Annotated in this window: 19 protein-coding genes; 2 read left to right on the top strand and 17 right to left on the bottom strand. The window is 36.9% G+C overall.

Going from position 1 to position 26,652, the window contains the following annotated elements; all coding sequences use genetic code 11:
* Window positions 1-903 precede the first annotated feature (903 nt).
* The 6 genes from uxaC to WC623_RS23210 form a co-directional block, all read right to left on the bottom strand.
* Window positions 904-2,304, bottom strand: coding sequence for a glucuronate isomerase (gene uxaC / locus WC623_RS23235; protein WP_372855676.1), 1,401 nt, complete (start codon window positions 2,302-2,304; stop codon window positions 904-906).
* A 51-nt stretch (window positions 2,305-2,355) separates the two neighbouring features.
* On the bottom strand, window positions 2,356-4,008 hold the full coding sequence (locus WC623_RS23230; protein WP_372855674.1) for a UxaA family hydrolase: 1,653 nt from the start codon (window positions 4,006-4,008) through the stop codon (window positions 2,356-2,358).
* A complete protein-coding gene (locus WC623_RS23225) occupies window positions 4,008-5,525 on the bottom strand; it encodes a tagaturonate reductase (RefSeq protein WP_372855672.1) in 1,518 nt (505 codons plus the stop codon). Before WC623_RS23225 ends, WC623_RS23230 begins: the two co-directional genes overlap by 1 nt.
* Before the next feature lie 110 nt (window positions 5,526-5,635).
* Window positions 5,636-6,694, bottom strand: a complete 1,059-nt coding sequence (gene pelA / locus WC623_RS23220) for a pectate lyase (protein WP_372855670.1) — start codon at window positions 6,692-6,694, stop codon at window positions 5,636-5,638.
* Between the two features lie 16 nt (window positions 6,695-6,710).
* Entirely contained in the window at window positions 6,711-8,384 is a 1,674-nt protein-coding gene (locus WC623_RS23215; protein ID WP_372855668.1) for a glycoside hydrolase family 28 protein, read from the bottom strand.
* Window positions 8,385-8,498: 114 nt separating this feature from the next.
* The gene (locus tag WC623_RS23210) at window positions 8,499-9,539 is read right to left on the bottom strand and encodes a pectinesterase family protein (protein ID WP_372855666.1); all 1,041 of its coding nucleotides are present in this window, start codon (window positions 9,537-9,539) and stop codon (window positions 8,499-8,501) included.
* Between the two features lie 164 nt (window positions 9,540-9,703).
* On the opposite strand from WC623_RS23210, the gene WC623_RS23205 reads away from it, so the two are divergent.
* The gene (locus tag WC623_RS23205) at window positions 9,704-10,714 is read left to right on the top strand and encodes a LacI family DNA-binding transcriptional regulator (protein ID WP_372855664.1); all 1,011 of its coding nucleotides are present in this window, start codon (window positions 9,704-9,706) and stop codon (window positions 10,712-10,714) included.
* 51 nt (window positions 10,715-10,765) lie between these two features.
* Here the strand turns inward: WC623_RS23205 and WC623_RS23200 are convergent, their stop codons facing one another.
* The 3 genes from WC623_RS23200 to WC623_RS23190 all read right to left on the bottom strand — a co-directional run bounded on the left by WC623_RS23200 (window position 10,766) and on the right by WC623_RS23190 (window position 14,306).
* Window positions 10,766-12,163, bottom strand: coding sequence for a glycoside hydrolase family 28 protein (locus tag WC623_RS23200; protein ID WP_372855662.1), 1,398 nt, complete (start codon window positions 12,161-12,163; stop codon window positions 10,766-10,768).
* A 178-nt stretch (window positions 12,164-12,341) separates the two neighbouring features.
* On the bottom strand, window positions 12,342-13,823 hold the full coding sequence (locus tag WC623_RS23195) for a glycosyltransferase family 39 protein (RefSeq protein ID WP_372855660.1): 1,482 nt from the start codon (window positions 13,821-13,823) through the stop codon (window positions 12,342-12,344).
* 39 nt (window positions 13,824-13,862) lie between these two features.
* On the bottom strand, window positions 13,863-14,306 hold the full coding sequence (locus tag WC623_RS23190) for a hypothetical protein (protein WP_372855658.1): 444 nt from the start codon (window positions 14,304-14,306) through the stop codon (window positions 13,863-13,865).
* 127 nt (window positions 14,307-14,433) lie between these two features.
* Between WC623_RS23190 and WC623_RS23185 the strand changes: the two genes are divergently transcribed.
* On the top strand, window positions 14,434-14,934 hold the full coding sequence (locus tag WC623_RS23185) for a DinB family protein (RefSeq protein ID WP_372855656.1): 501 nt from the start codon (window positions 14,434-14,436) through the stop codon (window positions 14,932-14,934).
* A gap of 44 nt (window positions 14,935-14,978) precedes the next feature.
* On the opposite strand, the gene WC623_RS23180 is transcribed toward WC623_RS23185, so the two are convergent.
* The 8 genes from WC623_RS23180 to WC623_RS23145 all read right to left on the bottom strand — a co-directional run bounded on the left by WC623_RS23180 (window position 14,979) and on the right by WC623_RS23145 (window position 26,651).
* A complete protein-coding gene (locus WC623_RS23180; protein WP_372855654.1) occupies window positions 14,979-15,359 on the bottom strand; it encodes an RNA recognition motif domain-containing protein in 381 nt (126 codons plus the stop codon).
* Window positions 15,360-15,435: 76 nt separating this feature from the next.
* Window positions 15,436-16,881 carry a RagB/SusD family nutrient uptake outer membrane protein gene (locus WC623_RS23175; RefSeq protein WP_372855652.1) on the bottom strand — a complete coding sequence of 482 codons (1,446 nt, stop codon included), beginning with the start codon at window positions 16,879-16,881 and terminating at the stop codon, window positions 15,436-15,438.
* 26 nt (window positions 16,882-16,907) lie between these two features.
* A complete protein-coding gene (locus WC623_RS23170) occupies window positions 16,908-20,366 on the bottom strand; it encodes a TonB-dependent receptor (RefSeq protein ID WP_372855650.1) in 3,459 nt (1,152 codons plus the stop codon).
* A 316-nt stretch (window positions 20,367-20,682) separates the two neighbouring features.
* Window positions 20,683-21,828, bottom strand: a complete 1,146-nt coding sequence (locus WC623_RS23165; protein WP_372855648.1) for a FecR family protein — start codon at window positions 21,826-21,828, stop codon at window positions 20,683-20,685.
* Between the two features lie 76 nt (window positions 21,829-21,904).
* Window positions 21,905-22,483, bottom strand: coding sequence for an RNA polymerase sigma-70 factor (locus WC623_RS23160; protein ID WP_372855646.1), 579 nt, complete (start codon window positions 22,481-22,483; stop codon window positions 21,905-21,907).
* Between the two features lie 151 nt (window positions 22,484-22,634).
* A complete protein-coding gene (locus tag WC623_RS23155; protein ID WP_372855644.1) occupies window positions 22,635-23,441 on the bottom strand; it encodes an endonuclease/exonuclease/phosphatase family protein in 807 nt (268 codons plus the stop codon).
* Window positions 23,442-23,481: 40 nt separating this feature from the next.
* Entirely contained in the window at window positions 23,482-25,059 is a 1,578-nt protein-coding gene (locus WC623_RS23150; RefSeq protein WP_372855642.1) for a DUF5689 domain-containing protein, read from the bottom strand.
* Between the two features lie 35 nt (window positions 25,060-25,094).
* Complete coding sequence (locus WC623_RS23145) at window positions 25,095-26,651, bottom strand: SusD/RagB family nutrient-binding outer membrane lipoprotein (protein WP_372855640.1); 1,557 nt, start codon at window positions 26,649-26,651, stop codon at window positions 25,095-25,097.
* Window position 26,652: the final 1 nt, after the last annotated feature.

The raw sequence follows: 26,652 nt of genomic DNA, 5'->3' as shown, positions 1-26,652 counted from the left end.
TCATGTACTTTGAAATCGTACTATCGTACCTCGCTACGCTTTATAAATGACATCTCTTTAATGAACTTCTCGAATCGCCTCGCGGGTCTTCTGTATATATCTTCGTTTCGCGCTCTCTGTTTCGTCCTGGTCTTAATGTTCCTGGTTTCAGTTTCGATTACTTCAACGTTTCAATCTTGTTATTCTTATTATCAAACTCCGTTTGATAAATCCGTTCTGTTTGGGATTGCAAAGGTAGAAATCTTTTTGGTAGTTGCAAAGTTTTTTAAAACTTTTTTTTCTTTTTATTTTCCGCCGGTTTTAAACGACTCAAAGAAATTACCAACCTCTACTCTCTGGCTACTCAAATCATCCTTCTCTATATCCTTTTCTCTGTTTCCCTTCCTCCGAAGCGGGATGCAAAAGTAGGAAAATAATATAAACCCACAAACATATAACTACTATTATTTGCATTTATTTCATAACTCGCTAATCCACAAGTAGAAAAATTAAACAGCCATTCAACCAGCTTTCTAAAAGGGTCGAAAACAAACCAAATAAGACAATAAGGACTACTTAATTACAGGATAACTACAGGATGATTACAGGGTTGCGCTACCCTTGAGCTACCCTTAAACTACCCTTGCACTACCGTTGAAATACCCCTAAGGTAGCCTAACCCTATCGCAAGGGTAGCTCAAGGGTAGCGCAACCTAGTTTTCAGATAGTGATCAGACTGTAATCATACCGTAATTATAAGCATAGCTGATACCACTAAAGCTGGACAAAAACTGTGAAAAAGTGGAAAAACACCCCGTGATAGATCTTAGTCAGAGAGAACTGAAAGCAAGCAAAAAAGCCCTTGCAGTATCAAACTACAAGGGCCTATCTAAAATAAAATTGAGTATTAGAGGTTAAATGCCTTTAAAAGTCAAAATAAGACTTAGCATTATTATAACAGATGTCTTGCACAATCTGTCCAATCCATGCTGTATCATTAGGCAATTCTCCTTTTTCTACATCATCTGCAAACAGATTACATAGAATACGTCTGAAATATTCATGACGAGGGTAAGAAAGGAAACTTCTTGAATCGGTAAGCATTCCTACAAAGCGACTTAAAAGCCCCATATTAGATAATGCATTGATTTGTTTAATCATCCCGTCTTTCTGATCAAGGAACCACCATCCAGATCCCCACTGCACTTTACCTGCAACAGTACCATCATTATAATTTCCAATCATGGTTGCCATCAATTCATTATCTGCCGGATTTAGATTGTACAGAATGGTTTTTGCCAGTCTATTTTGCGAATCCAGGTTATTCAAGAACTTGGAAAGTTGCTTAGCCTGACTAAAATCACCGATAGAATCAAAGCCCGTATCTGGCCCCAGTTGACTCAACAACCTATTGTTATTATTTCTTAATGCGCCAAGATGATATTGCTGTACCCAACCTTTCTCATGATCCCAAAGTGCAAACTCAAATAACAGAGCCGATTTAAACTTCAAATTTTCCTCTAAAGTTAGCACAGCATTACTTCTGATCTTTCTAAAAATTGATTTTACTTCTTCCAAAGTATAGTCTTCTGCATAAATCTGCTCTAAACCATGATCTGAAACCGAACACCCATTTGCTGCAAAATAATCATGACGGGCCTTAAGAGACGACAAATACGTGTCATAATCATTAATATCCGCCCCTGTTAATTCAGCAAGCTTATTAATATAAACATTTAAACCAGCTATATCATCAGCATTCATTGCCTTATCGGGTCTGAAAGCAGGCAACACTTTGATGTCTACCCCATCATTTTTTATTTTTTGATGAAACTCCAAACTATCTAATGGATCATCAGTAGTACATAGAGTTTCCACTTTCATTTTACGCAAGAGGTTCTGTACAGAATACTCAGGTGTTTGCAACTTAGCTGTACACTCATTATATATACGCTCTGCATTATCACCTGATAATACCTCATGTATATCAAAATAACGCTGTAACTCTAAATGCGTCCAGTGATACAATGGGTTTCTTAAAGTATATGGAACAGTTTCTGCCCATTTCTTAAACTTCTCTAAATCGCTGGCGCCACCTGTGATATAATATTCATCTACTCCATTGGCACGCATAGCACGCCATTTATAGTGATCACCATATAGCCAAACTTGTGTAATGTTCTCAAAATTAATATCGTTTGCAATTTGCTCAGGAATCAAATGGTTGTGATAATCGATCACCGGCATCTGCTTAGCGTAGTCGTGATACAACTTTTCAGCAGTTTTAGTCTCTAACAGGAAGTTCTCGTCTAAAAAATTCTTCATTTAATGCTTATTATATATAATGTATATATTTCTTAATTACTTTAAGAGGGTTTATAGTGAAACCCCTCTCTTCCATGGAATAAAGTCGTCTTGAATATGACGTACAGCACTTACTGTTGTAGTACCACTTGCCACTCCAATTACATAGTCTAAAATACGACTACCTGCTTCCTTAATGGTTTCATCTCCATCAATAATAGGTCCTGTATCCAAATCAATGATATCACTCATCTTATTAAACAACTTGGTATTGCTTGATATTTTAACAACAGGAGCAATTGGATTTCCTGTTGGGGTTCCTAATCCTGTCGTAAAAAGTACGATGTTAGCACCAGACCCTACCTCAGCAGTAGTCGACTCCACATCGTTACCAGGTGTACACAGTAAGTTTAAACCTGGTTTAGTCACCTTTTCAGGGTAGTCTAAAACTGCAACTACTGGTGAAGTACCTCCTTTTTTAGCTGCACCTGCAGATTTAATCGCGTCTGTAATCAATCCATCTTTAATATTTCCTGGCGAAGGGTTCATATCGAAACCTGAACCAGCTTCTGTAGCTCTTTTACTATAGGTTTTCATCAGATATTCAAAACGCTCAGCATCTTCTTTGTCCACACAACGATCACTTAGATTTTGTTCTACACCACATAGTTCCGGAAACTCAGCAAGAATTACTGAACCTCCAAGCGCTACCAATAAATCTGAAGCATAACCAATTGCCGGATTTGCAGATATACCAGAAAAACCATCAGATCCGCCACATTCCAACCCAATACACAATTTACTTAATGGAGCAGGCTTTCTTTCGTTTGCATTGGCCTGAATTAAACCTGCAAAAGTTTGTTTAATCGCCTGACTAAGTAATTCGGATTCCTTACCAATCGTCTGCTGATCCAGGATATAAAGAGGCTTTCCTAAATTCCGGCTTCTTTTTTCAATTTCTTCTGTAAGAATGCTTACCTGTGCATTCTGACAACCTAAGCTCAATACTGTCGCTCCAGCAACATTCGGATGAGTGATATAACCAGCCAGCAAACCGCAAAGCGTTTCTGAATCCTGACGTGTGCCGCCACAACCACCTGTATGCGTTAGAAATTTAATTCCGTCTACATTTGGGAACATACGCTTCTGCTTTGCCTCTTTTTCCGAATACGTAAGCTCAGCATTTAAAATTTCATTAACGTTTGCTCCATTTTCATAAAGACTCATTAATTGTTTGGCCTGCGACTGGTAATTTTCATTTCTTCCATATCCCAGGTTATTCATCAAAGCCTCTTGTATAACTTCAAGATTTCTGTTTTCACAGAATACCATTGGAATAACCAACCAATAATTTGCAGTCCCAACTTGTCCGTCAGCACGATGAAAACCATTAAAGGTTTTATCTTTCCATTCTGTTACATCCGGTTTTTCCCAGTCGATATGTGCTTCTGTTGTATTGAACTCAGTAGCTGCATGTTTAATATTACTGGTGGTAATGATTGAACCTACAGGAATATCTATCTGGGCTTTACCAACTAATACGCCATACATGATCAATTGATCACCAGCAGACAGGTCGGTAGTCGTAAATTTATGCTTTGCAGGTACATTATCTGTTAACAAATAAGATTGTCCTTCATAAACTACCTCTTCACCTTTCACAAGGTCCGTAAGTGCAACCAGTAAATTATCTTTAGGGTGGACCTTTAATATTCTTTGTTTCATTATTTTGATACTTGTAGTGATTGATCAATAGATGCTGCTGCACTGGCCATTCCATTTTTCAATATGTTGTTATAATTTTCATTTACCGCAGCGCTAAACCCATTCAGTGCATTAAGGTCTGTTTTCCAAAGCTGCTGATCTGATAAAATTGAATTTACATAATCTGCTTCATTATTAACGGCTTTGTCGTAGAAATAAGCTGCTTCATCATCCGTTATTACATACTCCTGACCTTCATGATTCCCAAAATATTGACTACCTTCTTTTCTTGTTGACTTCATAAACAACAGGAATGCGGCAAAACCAAAAGCAATATGAGCAGGAACTTTATTATTTAATTTATAATAGTTCAACAATACTGGTAACACACGAATTTTCATTTTCATGGTATACTGGAAAGTGATGTTGATCCACAAGTGCTCTATATTAGGATTTGCAAAACGATCAATAACGGTGTTCGCGAAAGCTACTGCCTCTTCATGATCTACAGGATAAGGTATTGCACCTACAATTTCCTGCATCATCACCTCATTTACATATTTACGGGTTACTTCATCGTTCATTGCTTTAGTTACGGTGTCAATACCGGATAGATAAGCAATTCCAGAAGTCAACGTATGAGTTCCATTCAATAAACGAACTTTAAGTTCTTTAAAAATCTCAATATCTGGTCTTACTATTACTCCAGAATCGGCTGCTTCCAGACCTAATAATTTCGAAACCTTCTCATCACCCTCTATTGCCCAAAGTCGATATGGTTCGGCCATAATAATCAATTCATCCTTATAACCAAGACTACTTTCCAATTTCGCCAATGCCACAGCATCTGGCTTGCCTGGAACAATACGATCTACCAATGAATTACAAAAGCGGATATGTTTTCCTAACCAGGCAGTAAATTCATCCTCCAATTTATTAAATACAGCAAGCTCACGTACTATGGCTTCTAATTTTTTTCCATTATCAGGAATCAATTCAGTTGCAATTACCGCAAGATCCGCCTGCTCCACACTTCCCAAAGCTTTATATCTGGCAAATAACACGGCTAACAACTTTGCTGGAAAAGACACCGGAGGTGTCTGGTCAATACTTTCATTTACTAATTGTATTCCCACTTCTGTAGTGTTTGATACAATGATGCTCAATTCAGGAGAGGCAGCAATTTCTAATATAGTCTTCCAGTCCTGATCAGCTGTTAACACCCTGCTGATAGCAGAAGAAATGATATTCTCTTCAACAGGCTTACCATTTTCAATCCCCCTTACACATATAGTATATAAACTATCCTGCTCATCAAATTCTTTTGTACCGCCTTTACTAGTAGATTTTACTACTGCTACCCTACCATTAAACAGATCATTCCTGTTTGCTTTATCTATAAAATAATCTGGCAGGCCACGTAACAGTACCCCTGTTCCAAATTGTAATACCCTTTCAGGAAGATTAAATAATTCTTCAGTAGGCAAAGTTAAACCAGAGGCTTTGATGCCAGTAAGTGTCTTTTTTGATAAGTTCATATTTTGTTTTAATATGGTCGTAAAACAAGTCTACGCAAATATTATAAGTTAAAAACGGTATTTCGAGGTAATTATTTACGCAAACGTTACCGATAACGTTTGCGTTTACACTATATTTTTTTCAGCCATGCCGGATATTTGTTGTCCAATAATTTTGCAGGCCAGGTGCCGTACCATGCATATCCAACACGCCTCTCTTTATCAATTTCAGCTATGGTCTTCTTCTTTATACCATCTCTTCCACAAAAAAAAGGTTCATTGGTATCAATATCGTAAAACCTGGCCCAAATCACAGAACCTGGTTTTGCTACAAGCACTTTATCCTTTTCCGTAGGGCTTTTAGGATCATCTACAGAGACAAGCTCATAACCTTCAATTTTTGATCGTTCAAACCAGGCCATAGCACTATTAACAGCTTGTTTAATTTCTGCAGATGGTTTTTTAATCCGCATTAGGAAATCTGTAATCCCTACAGACTCACTACCACTTAATGAGACCAACTCAAATGACCGTGCTTTTGCTGGTTTCATTGTTTTCTCATCATATTGAGCACACCAGACTGTTAACTTTCCATTTACCACAATCTGTGTTTTTAAAATACACGAAATACCTTTCTGAATTGATTGCTCCGCTTTGATTTTATAAGAACCGCTAACCTGGTCGAAATCACTTCTACCTTCTACTATGTCCTGCAAAATATTTAGCACATTGATCATTGCATTATCATTATAAGTGATCTCTCCGCGATATGAGCTATGATCTGGATAATATTGCGACCAACCTCCATTTTCATACTGGGCTTCCAGTAAATAATCAATGCCTTTTTCTACCGCTGCTAAATATCGGGGGTCTTGCTTCGCTTTATAAGCTTTAATCAAATAACGAATTTCTTTTGAAGTCGCTTTATTGTCAATCGTTGCATCACTACGTAACGAATCGGCCTTAATGGCTATCCGCTCATTTTCAGACAATACCTTGTCATAGTTTACCACCACTTTACCAACTGCCTTAGGCCAGCCCCCAACACTTCGTTGGTAGGCAAGCATGTTTTCCGCGACAGGATCTGATGAGATATTCTTTTGATTCTTATCAGATTGTGCCTCTACATTCATACTGAAACAAGCAAATCCAGTAGTTAATAAACAAAACAATTTAGTACTAGTCTTCATATTATGCTATTTAGTATTATTTCATTCGCAATACCTTTGCTGATGCGCCATACCCAAATTCCACTTTTGCTTTAGCACGCTTTACATCTGTCCCCAACAACTCAACATTGGCATTTTTGTCGCCATTAATTCTCATTAACAAATCAGCATTAGTATAACCAATATTCTTCAAACTTATAGACTTACCATTTTGAATATAGATTAATGGCATTGCATCTTTAATATCCAAATGTGCATTACTAATTTGTATATTTTTGGCCTCTTGTATATCAATTCCTTCTTTTGCTTTAATAGTTATGTTGTCCAAATAAATATCACTGATATTCATCTCAGGTAAACCTCTTACAAAAACAGCCTTTTCTGCCCCATCACAAACTACATTATTGATATAAAACTTTCTGAATACAGGTGTTTCTTCTGTAACTGGCAATAGTTCAACTTTTGGTGCTGCTCTCTTTTCGCCAGTTAGAGGTACCGGATCAATTGCTGCATAGTACATATCAAATAAGATTGCTTCACCAGCGATATCTTTCATATTGATGTTCCTTGCATATATATTTTCTACCACCCCACCGCGACCTCTGGTTGTTTTAAAGCGCAGACCTATATCTGTCCCTATGAATGTACAGTCACTTATAAATATGTTTCTTGCTCCGCCAGACATTTCGCTGCCAATTACAAAACCACCATGTGCGTGATAAACCGTACTGTTACGAATAATCACATTCTCTGTCGGCATAGCACGTGCACGTCCCGCTGCATCACGCCCGGATTTGATACAAATACCATCATCTCCAACATCAAATGTACTTCCTTCCACCAATACATTTTTACATGATTCCAGATCCAATCCGTCTCCATTTTGTGCATACCATGGATTTTTAGCATATACATTACGAATGGTAATATCTTCTGACATTAAAGGATGTAAATTCCATGCCGCAGAGTTCTGAAAAGTCACACCTTCCAGTAATATTCTTTTGCAACTATTTAATACTACCATATTTGGCCGTAAAAAATCTTTTATCTCTTCGTAAAAAGCAGCATTTTTTTCTTTTGATATAACTCCTACATCTTTAGTCTTAGAACCTTTCAAAGACTTTTCAGATGGATACCATATCTTTTTATTTTCACTCAATACACCACCAGAGGCGATTAGCTTTTTCCACTGACTTTCTGTTAACTTTTCTTTTTTAACCATCCTCCAGGCGTCACCATTACCATCAACTATACCATAACCCGTAATAGCTATATTTTGCTGACCGACAGCCCATATGGGCGATTGGTTACGCATCTGTGGTAATCCCTCCCAATTGCCCTCTACCAATGGATACTCGTTAAAATCTTTGGTAAATTGTAATAATGAGTTTTTTGCAAGGTGTAAATTCACATTGCTTTTTAACTCTATCGGGCCAGTTAACCACAATCCTTCAGGAATCAATACTACACCACCACCACGTTTGTTACAATCTGTAATAGCTTGGTTAATACTTTTAGTATTTAAAGTTAAACCATCACTTTTTGCACCATATTTTAAGATACTAATCGTATCATTTCTAAAAGATGTTTCAGCCACTACTGGTAGATTATCAAAAGAATAGGCTTTCTGTATAATTTTAGTTTGTGCAGTTGTATTAAACGACAAAAAAAATAAAGGGAGGGCTAATACAGCAGATACTGTCTTTTTCATATTTAAACGCAAAATTTATATTTGATTATTATTCAACAATAACAAGTCTACATAGTTTTACATAAGATTTAAACTAAAAGGCTGAAAATAACTGCGCAATCGTTGCCATTTTGGTTATTTTAACAACCTTGGATCCCATCCTTTGAATATTTCAACTGCTGAATAGCTTTTTGCTTCTTCATCAGTTAGCTGTTTAGCCCAGCTAACTCTTTTTGAAGATTCAGCTCCTACACCTTCATTTTTATATTCGGCATAGAATGCAGTTTTTTCGTTACTTTCTTTACCCCAATTGTGCCAACCTTCTGGCCTGATTACAGCACTCATATCGCAATTTAAAAATACGGTCTTTGCATCTGGACGCCATGGCCTACCCAGGTAAACGGTTCCCTCATCTGCAGAACCTTCAATTTTACAATTCTTAAAAACATAACCATATTTAGAAGTATCCGGTGTCGAGGCAGCAGTAATGTATCCCGCTTTCTTGCAATAGATAGTACAATCTTCGAAGATTGCTGTTGCAGAGCCGAAAATAAAATCTACCGTTCCACTGATATAGCATTTATAAAAGTACTGCCGACTACCTTTTCCATAGGTATAAAGCGTATCTTGAAAGCCCAGCATTCTGCAATTGAAAAAGCTGGCCTTATCTCCTCCAATCCAAAGTGCTACCGCCTGTCCTACTGGACCAGCTGTGTTTTCGAATGTTATATTCTCTGCGCTAAAGCTGTCACCATAAATATAAAAGCCGGAAGAGCCGGAAGTACCCATTGCTTCACCAAATCGATTTTTCTTTTGTGCATAGTCATCGTTAGAGATAATGGTTTTCTCCAAACTCTCGCCTATCATTTTCACCATTCGTTTTGAAGCAGAAAGATTTAGTTTTTCTTTATAAACACCGTTCTTTATAAAAATTATAGTCGTTGCGTTTCTAAAATCAGGCACTGCATTTATTGCTTCCTGCACAGTTTTGAAATGCCCCGTTCCATCCTTAGCGACAACAATTCTATTATTGTCTTTATTATCTATTTGTTCAGCCTTAATTGAACTATTATATATTTTATTTTGAACATCAAAGAGTCTTTCCGTTGTAACATTTTTACTAAATGCTGCAAAAGAAATAAATACCCCAATAAAAGTTGACAACAGATTCTTCATCAATAGCTTCTCGTTAATAGCTTCGGTTTAATAACAAACAAATTACATGGAATTAGGGACAAATCCTTGAAGATTGAGGGTTAAATTTGTGCAATCGTTCCCGATTAATTTAACAGCCTACCATATTATTTATATTAACCTTATATTGCATTTCATTTAATTCTATGTTCGAGCCACCAACCTTAAAAGATATAGCCAATGCCTTAGGTCTTTCAACATCTACTGTTTCCAGGGCATTACGAGATACTTATGAGATTAGTGCTAAAACTAAAAAACTGGTATTTGATTATGCTGAAAAGATTAATTATCAGCCCAACCCAAATGCCTTAAGTTTAAAAGAACGCAGGAGTAAATCTATAGGCGTTATTGTAAGCGAAGTTGCCAATCACTATTTCTCCCAAGCCATCAGTGGAATTGAATCAATCGCATACGACAGAGGTTATCATGTAATCATCACACAAACACATGAGTCTTACGAACGTGAAAAGATCAATACACAGCATTTAGCTTCCCGTTCTGTTGATGGACTATTGGTTTCACTTTCTGCTGAAACAGCAGATACTGAACATTTAAAGTACTTACATGACAGAGGTATGCCGATTGTCTTTTTTGACAGGGTTCCAAATGATATCAATACGCATAAGATTATTGCGAATAATGAAAAGGGAGCTTTTGATGCAACTGAACACCTTATTAATCTAGGTCGAAAGAAAATTGCTCATCTCACTAGCTCTGACCATTTGTCTATCAGTATTGAAAGATTACATGGTTATACAGCTGCATTAAATAAATATAATATTCCTGTTAACCCCGACTATATTAAACATTGTCCGCATGGAGGTATGTTTCCTGAAGAAACGGAGCAGGCAATTTTAGATCTGATCAATCTTAAAGATAAACCTGATGCTATATTTATAGCGGGCGACAGATTATCTATCGGTGCATTGGAAGTACTTAAAAAGTTCAACATTAGTGTTCCAGATCAAATCACAGTTGCAGGTTTTAGTAATTCTGATGTACTCAACCTTTTTGAATATCCAATTAGTTCAGTTAGGCAGCCTGCATTTGAAATGGGAAAAAAAGCGACCGAAATGTTGCTGCAGCTAATTGAAAGTAAATACCCGGTAACAGAATTTGACAACAAAGTGATCGACACAGAATTATTTGTGAGGTAAGCTTTATATCTAACCTTATTACCGGGATTTGAGTATTATTTTAAATGGATATTATTTAGAAACATCCTTTCCGTTAATTTTAACATTTTCGAGTTTTAAGTCTTTCACATAATCAATTTTCATTGGTGTTTTAACACCTCTTATATTACAATTGATTATTTGAAGGTTCTGCACAGGCGATTCTTTATATGCATTTACAAAAATGCCATAGTCTCCACCTTTTTCAACATCTACATTTTCTACCCAAATATTTCTAATTACTGGCATAAATTTACCTGGTTTTTCATAAAACATATTGCATGTAATGGCAGCATCTGCATATGCACCTACTTTAATATCTTTCATAAAAATATTCTCTATGGTTCCTCCCCTGCTAGAACTGGTTTTTAATCTTAAAATTCTATCCAGATTCGGGCTATCCATAATACAGTTTATAGCAAAAATATTCCTTGCTCCTCCCGATATTTCACTCCCTATAACTACCCCACCATGTCCATCTTTCATTTCACAGTTTTCAATAATATGATTTTCTGCAGGCCTTGCTATCCTACGTCCATCTTGATCTCTACCAGATTTGATGGCTATACAATCATCACCCGTATCAAAATAACAATTTCTGATCAAAACATTTTTACAAGACTCAGGGTTTATCCCGTCTGTATTTGAACCGTGTGCAATAATTTTCATATTTTCCAGGGTTACATTTTCACACAATACAGGGTTTACATTCCACATTGGTGAGTTGATCATTTTAACATCAGAAATCAGAATGTTATCACATTTGTAAAGCTGTATAAAGTTAGGGCGCAAAAAGCTTCCGTCCCCAAAGATTCTCTTTCTTGGATCAATCTGCTTTTCATTCATTACATGTAACAAATCTCTAGCTTTAACCTGCTTTCTTGGTTTCACGTTGTTCCAATCGTACCAATCATTATAAGTTGCATTGCCATCCAAAGTTCCTTTACCAGTAATTGCAATATTCTTTTGCCCGTAAGCATAAATTAGTGCCGAATAGTTCATCAACTCCATGCCTTCCCAACGACCAAATACAATTGGATAATTTTTTGTTTCTACACTAAAAGTGATCTTTGCACTATCTGCCAGGTGCAGATTCACATTACTTTTTAAATGAATTGCACCTGTAAAGAAATTCCCTAAAGGCACGACTACCCTGCCACCACCGCTCTTGGCACATGCTGCTATAGCTTTTTTAAAAGCTTCAGTATTCAAGGTCTTTCCGTCACCTTTTGCGCCATAATTGGTAATCATAAAATCTCTTGCTGGAAAAGCAGGTGCTTTAATCTGTTTTCGGATCAGTTCCATTTCTTTTAATGGTTCTGCTGTAGTTTTCCATACAATGCCTGTAGATTGTTGTGCAGTTACAGATAAAGCTGTACTGGTAAAAATCATTGCAATCAGACATACCCGACCTCGTTTAAATTTCGTCATTAAACTCATTATACTTCAATTGTTGAAATGGTTTATAATTTGGTTATCAGTAATAACAAAACTAAATATCAAGGTTGTTTGAGGGTTTCAAAAATTGACGGAATAGGTTCAAAAATTGACTGGAATTAGACTTTAATGGTAAATATGTGCGGATTATTTAGATAATCACGGTAAATATTCATTTCAAAGGCTTATATCCTTTACACAGGTACACTAAAAATTTCCTTTCCTGAAGACCATTGTTTTTGATTATTATCGGTTCCAGTTCTATTATTGAATTGAAATATGGTAAAACTTCAACTGGGACTGAACCTGATTTCTCTGCACTTGCAGCTCTTGGCTGTGAATCAATGAAAAGTGCATTCTTTCCTTTTAACAATTTTAAGTTTGTCCCAATAAAATCAAACTGCAAAGCATTTTCACCAATTACATTTTCTGAATAAATAAATTCCGGCAGGAAAAGATTGAGTTGCGCAGCTGTCTTATAGCTATCAGCCGAAAAAATAAAATCTACAGGATACTTCTTTTCAATTGCTGTTACTTGGTTTGAAAGCTCTTTCCAGCCAAACCAGGTATCATCGGATCTGATAGCAAAAGGATAATAAAGAACTTCAATAGCTAACAGAATATGGATTATAAATGAAAAAACGACCTGTATTCTCAACCATTTAAAATTGATATACTGACTAACCCAAATGATACCACTGATATAAGCTGGCATCATCCAGTTTAGTTTAACCCAGTAAACTAAAGAAACACTCAGGAATAATAGAAATACAGGTAAAAAGAAACTCAACAAAAACAATTGCTCCGCAGATAATTCGCTCCATTTATTTTTATACTTTTTTATCAAAATGTATAAACCATAAAATAAAAATATAAAAATAAACGGGCCAAGTATTGCCGACTGATGTCCTATTAGTCCTAATAAATTTTTGGGTTGTAATATAAATGTAGATGCAGATTGCATTCGTTCTTCACCCTGAAACCTAAAAGATGCGAAGTTATTTTCAAAATTCCATAGTAGTACAGGCGATATAGTCAATATAAAAAACAAGCAGCTAAGCCATGGCCATATAGTAAATAGTAATTTACGATGCCGGGTTGATAACAATAAAAACAGCATCAGCCCTGCTGGAAGAAATATCCCAGAATATTTACTATCAAATGCTAAGCCCATTGCAATACCTGCCCATATCCAGTAAATATTTTTATGCAGAAAAATAGCTTTATGAAGCAGGAATAAAGAAATTGTCCAAAACAACAATAGTGGTGTATCAGGGGTAGAGACTAATGACAACACTGTAACCATTAGTGTTGAGAAGAAAAGCAGAACTGACTTTAACCCCCTCTCTTTTCCATAAAAACTGTCTGACAATTTATAAAAGAAAAAGACTGTCAGCATGGTGACTATTGAATCTGCCAGCTTGATTGCGATAACATTTTTGCCGAATATACTGGTAAATAACCAAAGGATATAGGCTATCCCCGGAGGGTGATCAAAATATGATAAGGCCAGATGTTCACTATAAAAGAAGTAATAAGCGTCTTGTGGCATAGGCCCCATTAGACCTATAAACAGCCATCTGATCAGCAGAATGCCTGCTAACATATAAAAGGTGAGCGCTGTATATCTGCTTTTTATAATGCTGTTCAACATCTGTTTTAAAAAGAACAGATAAATATAATAATGGTTTTATTAGTTTACAACAACTTCAAAATCATCTGACATATCCGAATTGTAAACTCTGAAACGAATTTCCCAGGGATCTTTAATCAGTTCTCCTATATATCCCCAAAATAGCTTTTTGAATCTGTCAAAATCTATATTATCCTTACAAACGATTAAATACAAAGCATCATTTTGGGCAATTACTTCCTGAACATAAGTGGCCCAATGTTCTTTAATTTTAGAGGGTAATCTATTAAAAGCCTGCTGCTCTATCAATTTAGCTATTCCGGTTAACAAACCTTCGGGCACGTTGCTTAATGCATTAAGACTCCACAAGCCCTCCTGCTTTTGTATACGTCCGATTATTTCATCGCCATCTACAATTTGCCAGGGTTCTCCTGGATTAAATTGAATCACCTGATAAGCAGGTGTTCCATTTTGTTCTTCTAAAAAATAAACCAATTCAATCATAACCTCTCTTTTTCTACCATACAAAACTAAGCTAAATCAATTGGTAACTCCAAATAAAAAACTAAAAATATTAGTAATATTAATATGAAAATAATATTTTTGTGGTATTAAACTCAAGAAATTAACTATGTATCGTAGCATTGAAGATTTTATAAAAGACTGGGATGCAGAATCAACAGGTTCTGTTAAAGTATTTTCGGCCCTGACTGAAAACACGAAAAACGTTGTAATACACCCGGATGTACGTTCATTGGAAAGGCTCTCCTGGCACCTTATCCAAACAATTACTGAAATGGGTAATCGGGCTGGATTATTTAATGAAGATTTATTAGAACATTCTGCCATGCCTTCTTCAGTAAAAGAATTAACTGAGCTATATGAGAAATATAGTGAGGCGCTGGTTAAAGCTGTTCGTTCAAAATGGACCGATTCCTCTCTCACGGACCAGGTAGAAATGTATGGTGATTTATGGGAAAAGGGAAAAGTATTACATGTACTTATTGTCCACCAAACCCATCATCGTGGTCAAATGACAGTAATTATGCGGATGGCTGGGCTACCTGTTCCAGGCTTATATGGTCCTACAAAAGAAGAATGGGCAGAATTCGGCATGATTGCACCGGATTAATAAAATAGAGCCTGATCTTTATGATACAGGCTCTATTTATTTATCTAATCTTCCGCTCTGAAAGTATTTGAAATCAATTTTCTTGGGCGCTTACTTTTAAATGGTTTAGCATTATTTTCATTGCTTTGCCCATCTCCAGCAGGAAACCTATTTGGTTTAAATGTTCTTGGTCTTTCCTCACGATTCTCATCAGCCAGTTTAACACTGATCTTTCTACCCTTTAATACCATCCCATTAATTGCAGCAATTGCTCTGTCTGCTCCAGCCTGATCCATCATTTCCACAAACCCATAACCTTTATGTTTGTGGGTATATTTATCCATCAACAGGTGTATGCTATGTATCATTCCATGGATGCTAAAGATCTCGATCAGATCAGCTTCCTGTATATCAAGTGGGTATCCCACCACAAATAATTTTATCATGAACTTATTTAAAGCCGCGAATTTAAGGTTTTATATATTATTCCAGATATATTTTATTTCTACCATTTTAGATTAGCTAATTTTTATTGTATCCAGGGTTCTGCTCTCCAATAGTAGGATTGGTTAAAAACTCATGAGCCGGAATAGGTAAAATATACTGAGACATAGTCGAAATTGTAGGTTTCAGTGTTTTAATGGTTGCCAGTGGAAACCTCAATAAAGCCATCCATTCCTGACCATCTTCACCTACCAGATTACGACTTAACTCATAAAACACTTCCAGTTCCAATCCATCATATGAACTAATCTGATCAACATAATTACGATCTGTAACACCTGCATGTTGCATCATTTGTTTAAGAATTAGTTTTGCCTCATCCATATTACCTTTTGAACGTGTAATCGCCTCGGCTTTTAACAGATATACTTCAGATAAACGAAATGCATAAGCCGTTTCAGAAACTACAGTTGGCTTGCCATTCGCTATAATATATTTGCTAAATAAATGACCTCCGTTTGTGTTATTACCAGGAACAAGATCACCTGTGACCCAACTCTTACGAGGATCAGTAGGTCTAAATAAGTCATACAGTCTTTTGGTAGCGTGATGAGTTACGGTGATCTGAGCAGTATATTGAGAATATAAAATACTTAAATTGTAGCTATTATTCTCCTGATTAGGTTGAGGTTTTATACCTAAAATAACTTCATTACTACCTAGTCCTTTGTTTCTGAATATATCTTTAGGATCATTTTCTAAACTGTAAGGACTGTTCTGTATGATCTGATTAGCAATACTAATCACTTCATCATAATCTCCGGCTTGTGCCCTACTCATCAGCACTCTCATTTTTAATGCCATCGCCGCCCATTTTGTAGCATAATGGTTTGGCCCTTGTGAAGGTGCATTGTCAATTGCATAATCAAGATCGGCAAGTATAAAATCATAACTGTCTTTTACATTACTTCTTGCTTTTGCAATATTAGCTAAATTAGATAATTCCTCACGGATCAAAATACCATACTTACTATCATATTTAAACCATTCTCCATAATAGCTTAGAATTTTAAAATGGCTATATGCCCTTAGAAATTTGGCTTCACCCAGAATCCCTTCTTTTCTATTGTTGGCAAAAGATGCATCCGACAGTATATTTAACCGATTGATGATTCCGTTTGCGGCATTAATTGTGGCATAAGATTCATTCCATACGGAACTAATCATCGACCCTTCAGCATATCTGTTTTCTTCTTCTGGTCCATCAGAAGCCCCTGCAAGATATCCTGCATAATAAGCTGGTAGCCATTGGTGATTGTCCCAACAAGTAATATTGGTACCACGTCCAGGAATATTATATAATAAATAATATGCCCCCCGGAGTGCTACTTCAGCAGTTTTTTGATCCAGGATCGTATTTGCATCTACCTTTGCATTTTCGGGCAATGCGTTCAGTGTTTTTTTACATGCATACTGCAACAATAAAAGCATGCTGCAAAAAGTATAGGTGAGTAATTTCTTCATTTCTGATAATTTAGCATTGATTAAACTTAAAATCCAAGACGAATACCTACACTGTACTGTCTTACTGCCGGGTAGGCCCCTGCATCTGTATATCCTCCGATGATACTATATGGATCATCTGTTACTTCAGGATCTAAGCCGGGATAATTTGTAATGCTGAACAGGTTTATTCCTGATGCATAAACAGAACATTGGTTAATCTTCAGCTTATTTAATAATGATTTTGGCAATTGATAACTTAAAGTTACCGACTTAAGTTTTATATAAGAGGCATCATACACATCATCACTGGATGGTGTAGAATTAACTAATGAAACCAGATAAGCCAACTTTGGTCTGCTTGAATCAACATTATCCGGTGTCCACCTATCTAATATACGCGTACCTTTATTGGTTAGGTTAGTTACCTGCTTATTCATAGCATCACGCAGATACAGGATATCTCCTCCGTAAGAAAAAGTAAAGAGTGAACTCAGGCTAAAGTTTTTGTAAGAAACTGTATTTGTATAGCCCCCATAAAACTTAGGTTCGGCACGTCCAATAATATCTTTCTTATTAAACCCTTCAGCGTCATGTTCAAATTTAGGACTTCCAATTGTCAGATAAGGATTTGCACCCCATTGATAAAGCATATCAACAGCTTTGTATGCTTCCAATTCTTCTTTGGTACTGATTACACCCAATGAAGGGACTCCATATAATAAGCCTAATGGCTCACCTATCTTTAAGACTGCATTTCCGAAGGTATAAACCCCAGGATTAGATAGATCGGGAGAGACATTTGAAAGTTTCAGAACTTTAGACCTATTTCTGGATATATTAAGGCCACCCGACCACTGGAAATTTTTATTATTGATGAATTCCGCATTTAAATCCAATTCCAGTCCTCTATTCTGGATGTTTGCAACATTAGCAATCACTTCTCCGAAGCCTGAACTTCTGCCAACAGGTGTATTGAATAACACACCACTGGTATTTTTCTGGTAATATCCGAAAGTACCGGTCAGTTTTGATTTAAAAACAGAGAAATCTATCCCCAGGTCTTTCTGTAATGTAGATTCCCATTTTATGGTATTGTTGCCTAACTGAGTAGGAATTAAGCCATTTTCTCCCCCAATAGAAACCGGGCTATAAAGCGTATAAAAAAGATTGTTACCAATATTCTGTGTACCTGTATAACCAGCACTTGCCCTAAGTTTCAATTCATCCAACCAGGTAATGTTTTTCATAAAATCCTCCTGAGATATTCTCCAGGCGGCACCTCCAGAAGGGAAATACCCTACCCTGTTTTCTTTAGGGAACTTAGAAGAGGCGTCTGCACGGGCTGTAAATGTCAATAGGTACTTATCTTTCCAGGCATAATTTCCCCTCATGTAAAAACTAAGTAAAGCATTTTGTCCAGATGCATTAAAAGGTGGAAGCGGTATAGCCGCTGAAGATAAGCCATTCAAAAACTCATCATCAGGAAATCCTTGTCCACTTGCTGAGAATGAATTGAAACGATTTTTTTCAAAAGACGTTCCAACAAGCAGGTTTAATCTATTGTCTTCATTGAACTGTTTGTTCCATGTGAATGTGTTTTCAAAAAACACAACATTATTTTCTGTCTGTCCTTGTGTGCCAACACCTCCTGCTGAACCTCTTACCCCGGTTTGGCTACCCAAAGCCAATATACTTGGTGCATAATTCAACTGATGATAACTGCTGTGGTTAACTGACACCGTACTTTTAAACTTCAAGTCCTGCAACAACTCATAGTCGAGCGACAATGATCCTATCAATGAGGTGCTTTTACCTTGATTGATTGCAGTGAGTAGTGCAAGTGGACTTTGAATACTAGACAATCTTGAATCTGGAAGTGCGTTCCCCAATTCAGTATTAGTGATAATGTGTATACTTCCATCAGCGTTATATGGAGCAATTGTTGGCGGAGCCATTAAGGCCTGAGGATAAACGCCATTACTGATGTTATTTTTGGTAAAACCATAATCCAAATTTGTACTGATCCTGAATTTCTTACTCAACTGATTATCAAGGTTTATTTTTCCTGAAATTCTATCGAAATCAGATCCTTTTACTACTCCATTCTGGGAAGTATAAGACAAAGAGGTATAATAACTAGAGGCAACTCCACCACCTCTGACAGAAACATCTGCATTCTGGGTAATTCCATTTCTCAATACCAAACCTAACCAGTCGGTATTATTAGTTCCAAAAAAGTTCGGATCATTCAGAATGTTACTTGCAATCGCATTTGGAGCTCTGCCAATTTCAGCTCTGATGTCATTAAAGTTTTTTGCAGCCTCTTTCATGATCATGATATATTGATCTTTATTTAAAAGCTTTTCTTTTATAGGCGAAGCAAGTCCAGTATGATAATTTGCTTCCAAAACTGCTTTCTGGTTCAATTTCCCTTTTTTGGTAGTAATGATGACTACCCCATTAGCAGCTTTAGAACCGTAGATTGCTGTAGCAGAGGCATCTTTTAAAATATCAATACTCTCAATGTCATTGATATTTAATCCAGCGAGACTATTTATACCTCTGGCAAAAGAACCGGAAACACTTGTTCCTGATAAATTGGCGGCTTCATTTGCCAAGGTAGCTTCAACTGGATTTATAACTTCCGCAGCAGTATTTAAAAATCTATTTTGAATAGTAACAGGAACGCCATCAATGATGTAAAGTGGATCGTTTCCACCTAATAAAGATGCTCCGCCACGAATACGTATTTTAGCTACGCCACCAGGCGAACCATCCCCCTGCACAACCTGCACTCCAGCAGCTTTACCTGCCAATGCATTATCAAGACTTACAAAAGGTACATTTTTAACCTCCTGCATATTCACTGAAGACACAGAACCAGTAAGATCTTTACGTCTGGTACTACCATATCCAACGACCACAAGGTCGTTAAGCTTGTTCTGTTCGGCAACCATGTTTACTACCATACCTTGTTTTACAGGCAATTCCCGGGAACTATATCCTACATAAGAAAATAATAATATTGCTTTTTCATCTGGGACAGTGATCGTAAACCGACCATCTTTATCAGTAACAACAACCTTATCAGTTCCCTTTATTCTTACACTTGTACCCGGTACAGGTATTTCATTTTCATCTACCACACGTCCATTTATGACAATTGCAGCCAGAAAGCTATTCACTTTCTCTAAAAAAGAACGATCACGGGGCTTAATGATGACAGTATTACTTTCAATTGTAAAAGTTAAACGTTGCCCATCCAGACATTTCTTTAGTGTTTCTTCAAGACTTTCTTGTCTTACCTTTATGGTCACAAGATTTGTATTTTTCAAAATCTGCGCATCATAAATAAAATCAAAGCCACTTTGCTTGCCTATTTCATCAAATACGGTCTGCAAAGTTGCCTTTGTTTCATTCAGTGTAATTTTCTGGGCATATGAAGCTGCACTAACCTGGATAATCCCAGCAACTAATAAAACAACAACGAGTTTAATTCGCATAATCCATTTGCTTTTATTTGCTTCCGACAGCCTAAAACCATGTTTTATTGGCAACAGAAGTCTGGCTATATGCCCATGCCGGGCACATAAAATTTTAGTAAAAATTTTATACATTTGATATTCTGGTTATTGCGTTTTGCCTTCTTTTTTTCAGATGAGTGGCCAAACGCAGTGTTTGAAATTTGTAAATACATTTTTTAGCAATCAGACTGAAACATGGGGCGTTGGTAGCGCTCCTGTTTCATCTTAATAATACTTTCTGTATGGTTAAGGTGCTCTTTTTGAAAGTTTCATGTTGGTTTGGTTTTTGGTTTAATTAATTGATTCTTATTTTCCTTTCTTTGACTTCAAAATGTACCTGATCCGTCTGTTCAATAACTTTAAGTACCGTACCTAAATCTTTAGAACGCGACACGAAACCACCTAAGACGATGTGCTGATATTTTTTGATTCCACCTTCATAAGCTAAGTCTACATTGTACCAGCGTGAAATTTTATTCATGACACTAGTCAGCGGCTCTTCGTTAAATCTAAAGAAGCCATTTTTCCAGGCAATAACTTCTTCGATATCTGCTTGTTTAACCTGGATAACACTACCTTTTAACAAAGACTGTTCACCTGGTTTCAAGATCCTTACTGCATCTGTATCATTAGTGGGTTCTACACTTATACTACCCTCCAATAAAGTGGTCTTGATAATCAATTCCTCCGGATAACTACTGATGTTAAAATGTGTGCCAAGCACCTCTACGCGTTGACCTTTTGAAAATACCACAAACGGGTAGTTCTTATTTTTAGCAACCTCAAAATACCCCTCCCCGCTTAATTCAACAGTTCTGGTTTTAATCGTATGTTTTGATGCATTTTTATATGTTAAACTAGATGCCGCATTCAACCAAACCTTCGTGCCATCGGGAAGTATAATATGATAACTACCACCACGCGGAGTGATTACGGTAAAATCATCTTTCAGATCCACACCAGCATTTGACTGCACAGCAGTTCCATCATCATAAGTTAATCCTGCTGAATTCAGAGCTATACCAGATTTGTCAGTACTCAGCACTACAGTTTTACCATTTCCAAGTATTAACGAAGCATTATTTCCCCCCGGTTTAATTTGATATGCAGCTGCAATTTTTAACTCTGCATCTTTTAAACTGCTTTGTGAAACCTGAAACAGATACAAGCCTAATCCTGCTATAATAACAAATGCCGCAGCTACGGCTATTTTAGGCCATAGAGGGAACTTATGAGACGATTTGATCATTGCTTTCTTCGCAATGGACTCATAAATTCTAATTTCTGCCTGTCCCCTTTCCTCTCCATTATCCACTTCCAACAGATCATCAAAAGAACTATACCAGGAATTGAACTCAATCATCTCCTCTTCAGTGATTCTCGCTTCCTGCCATTTTTGTGCTAAAAGATTAATCCGTTCAGCTGAAATAGGTTCTTTCATCAGTGGTGTTTAAATAGATAGTCAAATCAAATTCAAACAACCCTACCTTTTTTATGATTTATTTATTAAAATAAAATTATCTGATCAATAACATCAATACAGGAAGTAAATTTCCGAAACGCGTCCTCAAGGTTTTAAGTGCATTGGTCATGTGTTTTTCAACAGTTTTTTCGGATATATCGAGTTCTGTAGCAATTTCTTTATTGGATAGCTCCTGCTCCCGACTCATCTTAAAAACTAACTGGCATTTGCCTGGTAAAGTACTTACTGCCTCATTAAGCTGTTGTTTTAAAAGTGCTAAATCGAACTGAACAGCTACAGGTTCTGTCGCTTCTACTCTACCAGCAGCAAATGCTTTATTTCTTATAGATTCTCTTGAACGTTTAGCCAATCTATTGATGATCTGAAATTTAACCGCAACAGCAAAGTAATTATCAAAACTGATACGGAGTTGGAAGTCTGCCCTCTTTAACCAAAGGTTTAGAAAAATATCCTGTAACACCTCTTCAGCTTCCTGCAGATCATCAAGTCGTTTCCCTGCTACAACTAATAGTTTGTCCCAATACTTTTTATAAATAGTCTTGAATGCAGCAGTATCACCGGACCGCAACAAAGCGGCAAGTTCCTGGTCTGAATACTTACTGAAATCCCTCATAATCTACTAACCCTATAAAAAAGAATATAATACGGCCAATAATAAAAAATTAAATTGAAAATACCTCAACAATAAGCATTCGTCTACACCAAAAAGCCCCATTAATTAGATCGCTAACTAAGGGGGCTTTACGAGCATAAAAGATTATTGCTTATTTACCAATACTAAATGTAGTCATAACAGGGCGATGATCTGAAGCATAACTCTCTGGTATCACATCATATTTCAACAATGTCCATTTAACATTTTTAGTAGCAATAAAATCTATTGTACGTCGCGGATTATCATGCGGTATGGTACCAGGGCAATCTTCTGTACAAGTGCGCTTAAACTGTTGATCCAATAAGTTAATCACTTCTGTTCCTGCAACACTGTTTAAGTCGCCACATAAGATTACCGGCAAAGTACTCTTTTCAAACTCTTTTAAAATGCTTTCCATCTGTACCACACGGTTGTCATGCATCTTAGTAGCATCCAAATGCGTATTGGCGAGTATAAATTTCTGTTTCCCAACCTTTATAGTTACATAACCCAAAATACGTTTCTCTGCAGTGATTTTCTGCGGAAGCGGCACCAGTTTAACATCCTGCATTTTATAGCGGCTTAATATTGCAATACCATAATCTCCACCATCATGATCTATAGCTTTAAAGAACTGATAATGTAATCCTGTTTTTTCGGCAAGCATTTTTGCTTCATCTACACGTCCACTACGGTTTACACCTGTTTCTACTTCCTGTAGTGCTACAATGTCTGCTTTAGCATCATTAATAACCCTAGCTATTGCATCTAAATCTATAAAACCTGGCTTAGATGGTGGATTAGCATGATGGATATTATAACTCATGATTCTCAAAACCTGTTCGGTTTTCTTCACATCAGGTTTGTTTTGAGCTTGTACATTCTGTAGAAAATACAGCTGCATAAAGATGGAAATGATAAATATGATCTTCTTCATAATTATTGTTTATCAAATGTGTGTTACGCTTTTATGTGGACTAATCTACAACTTTAGTTGGAACCAATCCATTAGTGGTGCCGTTTCCAACAGGGAATTCTTTTTCAAGCTCATCAAGTACTGATGTGATTTCTAAGTCTAACCTGTTCTGTGATCTTGCTGTTACCCAACGTCCCAAACGTATGTTATACACCCCACCAAGTTTATAAAAGAAACCTGCATTTGTTGGTGCCGGTCTACTTAAACAAATAGTATTTGAGCCCTGTTTGTACAAAGGCTGGGACTCTAATGTTACAGGGTTGACGATATCATACCAATCTGTATTAGCAATACGTAATCCAGCTCCTTGCGCTAAGTTATAGATGGCACCATTTGCTCCTGTGATGATCACATCTATAGGCGTTGTGTTTTTTGTAACTGTAAGTCCTTCAAATACAGCTATACCATCAGCAAAACCACTCGTTCCATTTAATAACAAATCTGCATTTATGTCACCAAGTCCATCACCTGCAGAACTTCCTGTATTTTTAGACACGATCCACTTGCCATTTGCAATACTGGTAGAACCAACCCCATTAATTAATTTGTTTGAGTTTCCTCCTACATAAAAATATTGCCCCTTTGCAACCGTTCCTGCTTTAAGATCAAATTTGTATGAACGTCTTCCACCCGCAGCCCAACCGTTAAGCGGCACACCTGTTGGTTGATAGGCCGAATTGGTATTATGGGTTACCACACAATAAGGTGTTAAAGAGAAATCAATATCTTGAGTTGCCAAAAATTGCATGTATTCACCATTTGTTGATGGTGTCCCCTCTGGCATCGCCAAAAAACCTGAAATTACAATAGCCGCTCTTGTAACAGTAGAACTTAACACGGTAATATCCTCGGGTCTACGTATACGCAAGTGAGGTACGTATTTACCATCTGTACCTTTTGTATATTCTACTACACCAAAGAAATTTGCCATCCCTGGTAAAGGCGTATTGGCAAAAGTTGCAGCGGCTTCAGTATGTAAGTTAAAATTACCAAACCCGTCATTTACCAATTTATCACCACTATATACGTCTGTTGGTGCTGGTATAGGATCAAAACCACCCTTTACAATTACTACTTCCGTACTTTCATATTTCTCAGGATTAGCCAGAATATAACTACTGGGAACCCGATTAACAGCGATAGTTTTACCAGAAGCGACCTTAGCCACAGCTGAACCATTTACACCCGTAACTTGCAACATTCCATCAACCTGCTTCATCACCCCACCAACCAGATTTATAGTTACCGAATCTCCAGGAACATAATTTGCAGCATCAGCACCAATATTAACCGCAATACCTCTAAGTTCATTTAATCTCCAATTGTTTTGTAGCATCAGCAAACCAGAAGTCATGTTTTTACCACTATGATCTGAAACAACTACGCCAGTAACACCAATTGAACCTAACATAGACTCTTTTGTCAGTGGATAATCGGCTCCTTTATAAAAGCTTCTTAAATCGTATATGGCTATATGCGGATTAACTTCTCCACCAGGAAAATTTCCGGTTTTTTCACAGCTAGCTAAAAGAAACAAAGCTGAAAACAGCAATGATATATTAAGTATTAGCTTGTTCATCGTTAAATATTTTAAATTAAATAAAATCTTATTTATTAAGGTTTTTGCCACCAAACCAAAGTGTTCATATCATCACCTCCCATATTCGCCACAGCTTTACTATAGTTAGTTGGATTGGCCGATTGTACATAAACCGGATAGTTCATTCTGGCTGGCATTTTACCGCCATTTTTTAAACCTGCCCCTTTAGGTAATATTGGATGCCCGGTACGACGATGTTCAAACCATTGCTGAAAATCGGTAAGAAAAAGGCTGTAATACTTTTGAATATGAATGCGCTCCATTTTACTGTCACCAGTACTGGCATCTAGCGGCAAACTATTGTCCCACCCAATTCCTGCATTGGTTATGTAATTTGTAAACACAGGATCCAGGATATTTGCACTAAAGTTTGGCACCCAATAATTTATCGCATTTGCAATCCCTGTATAATAGAATGTTTCCGCAGAACCCGAAATCCAACCTTTGGCTGCTGCCTCAGCCAGGATAAACTGTAATTCAGCATAAGTCATAATGATGCCTGTTAACGCACTTTTTTGCAAAGAAAATTCAGAATTACCAAAGGAGTAAAAATAGGCCTGTCTTAGTTCTTTGCTACCAGGTTCGTAACCACTATCAATACCAATAAATCCACCCGATCCAGGTGCTATACCCAACCGGTTACGCGCATTAGCACCATATACTGCACCAATATCTATTCTTGGATCTTTCCAATCATCCAACTTGAGTATAAAGAAATTACACATAGAAGGTATAGTGAAATCATTTTCACGTAAACTGATCGCATAAGGATTTGTATAAGGATCTGTAGTGGTAGTAGTTCCATTCCATTTGAGCACAGCCGATTCAGCATTTGAAGTGAATACCGGATATTTCGATGGATTAGTATCTACCATTTCCTTGATTTTGGCAATCATGGTATTTGCCACCTCCTGTTTTCCAGATAAACGTAATAACAGGCGAAGGTGCAAACTATTACAGAACTTACGCCATAACATAATGTCGCCCTTGTAAACTGGGTCACTTGCTACATCAATAGCTGTATTTACTGTCAACAGAGTATTGGCTTCTTCCAACTTGGCCAACAAAGCGGTATAAATTTCCTTCTGACTATCAAATGCTGGCTCTACCAAACCAAATTTCCCTTGATTAGCTTCCTTAAATGGCACATCGCCATAGGTATCAGTAAGTAAAGAAAAAACCCATGCTTCGCATACCAAAGAAATGCCTTTATACGAATCGTTATTGTATTCAGGCTTACTCGCTATCTCGTAGATATCCCTAAAGTTAGTAAGTTCAGGGTACCATATATTCCAGGTATAATCTGCAATGTTCGGTCTGAAATTATATCTGAATACAGTAAAATCATCTTCACTTTGCGTTACAGTTACCTGCATCAGTTCGTTATTAAAGTTACGGTTACGTGTCAGGTTTCCTGTTAAAACGTTTACCAAAGCCGGTGCCAATAACTTATCAGGTGAAGCGCTGATTATGTTTATCGGATCGGTATTTTCTCGATCAAACCCTTTATCACAAGCAAAAAAGCTTGACACAAAGCATAAAAGGGTAATGAAGTATATTGTTCTTTTCATT

This window comes from Pedobacter sp. (assembly GCF_041645105.1).
Classification (GTDB): Bacteria; Bacteroidota; Bacteroidia; order Sphingobacteriales; family Sphingobacteriaceae; genus Pedobacter.
This window is presented reverse-complemented; position numbering and strand designations above follow the sequence as displayed.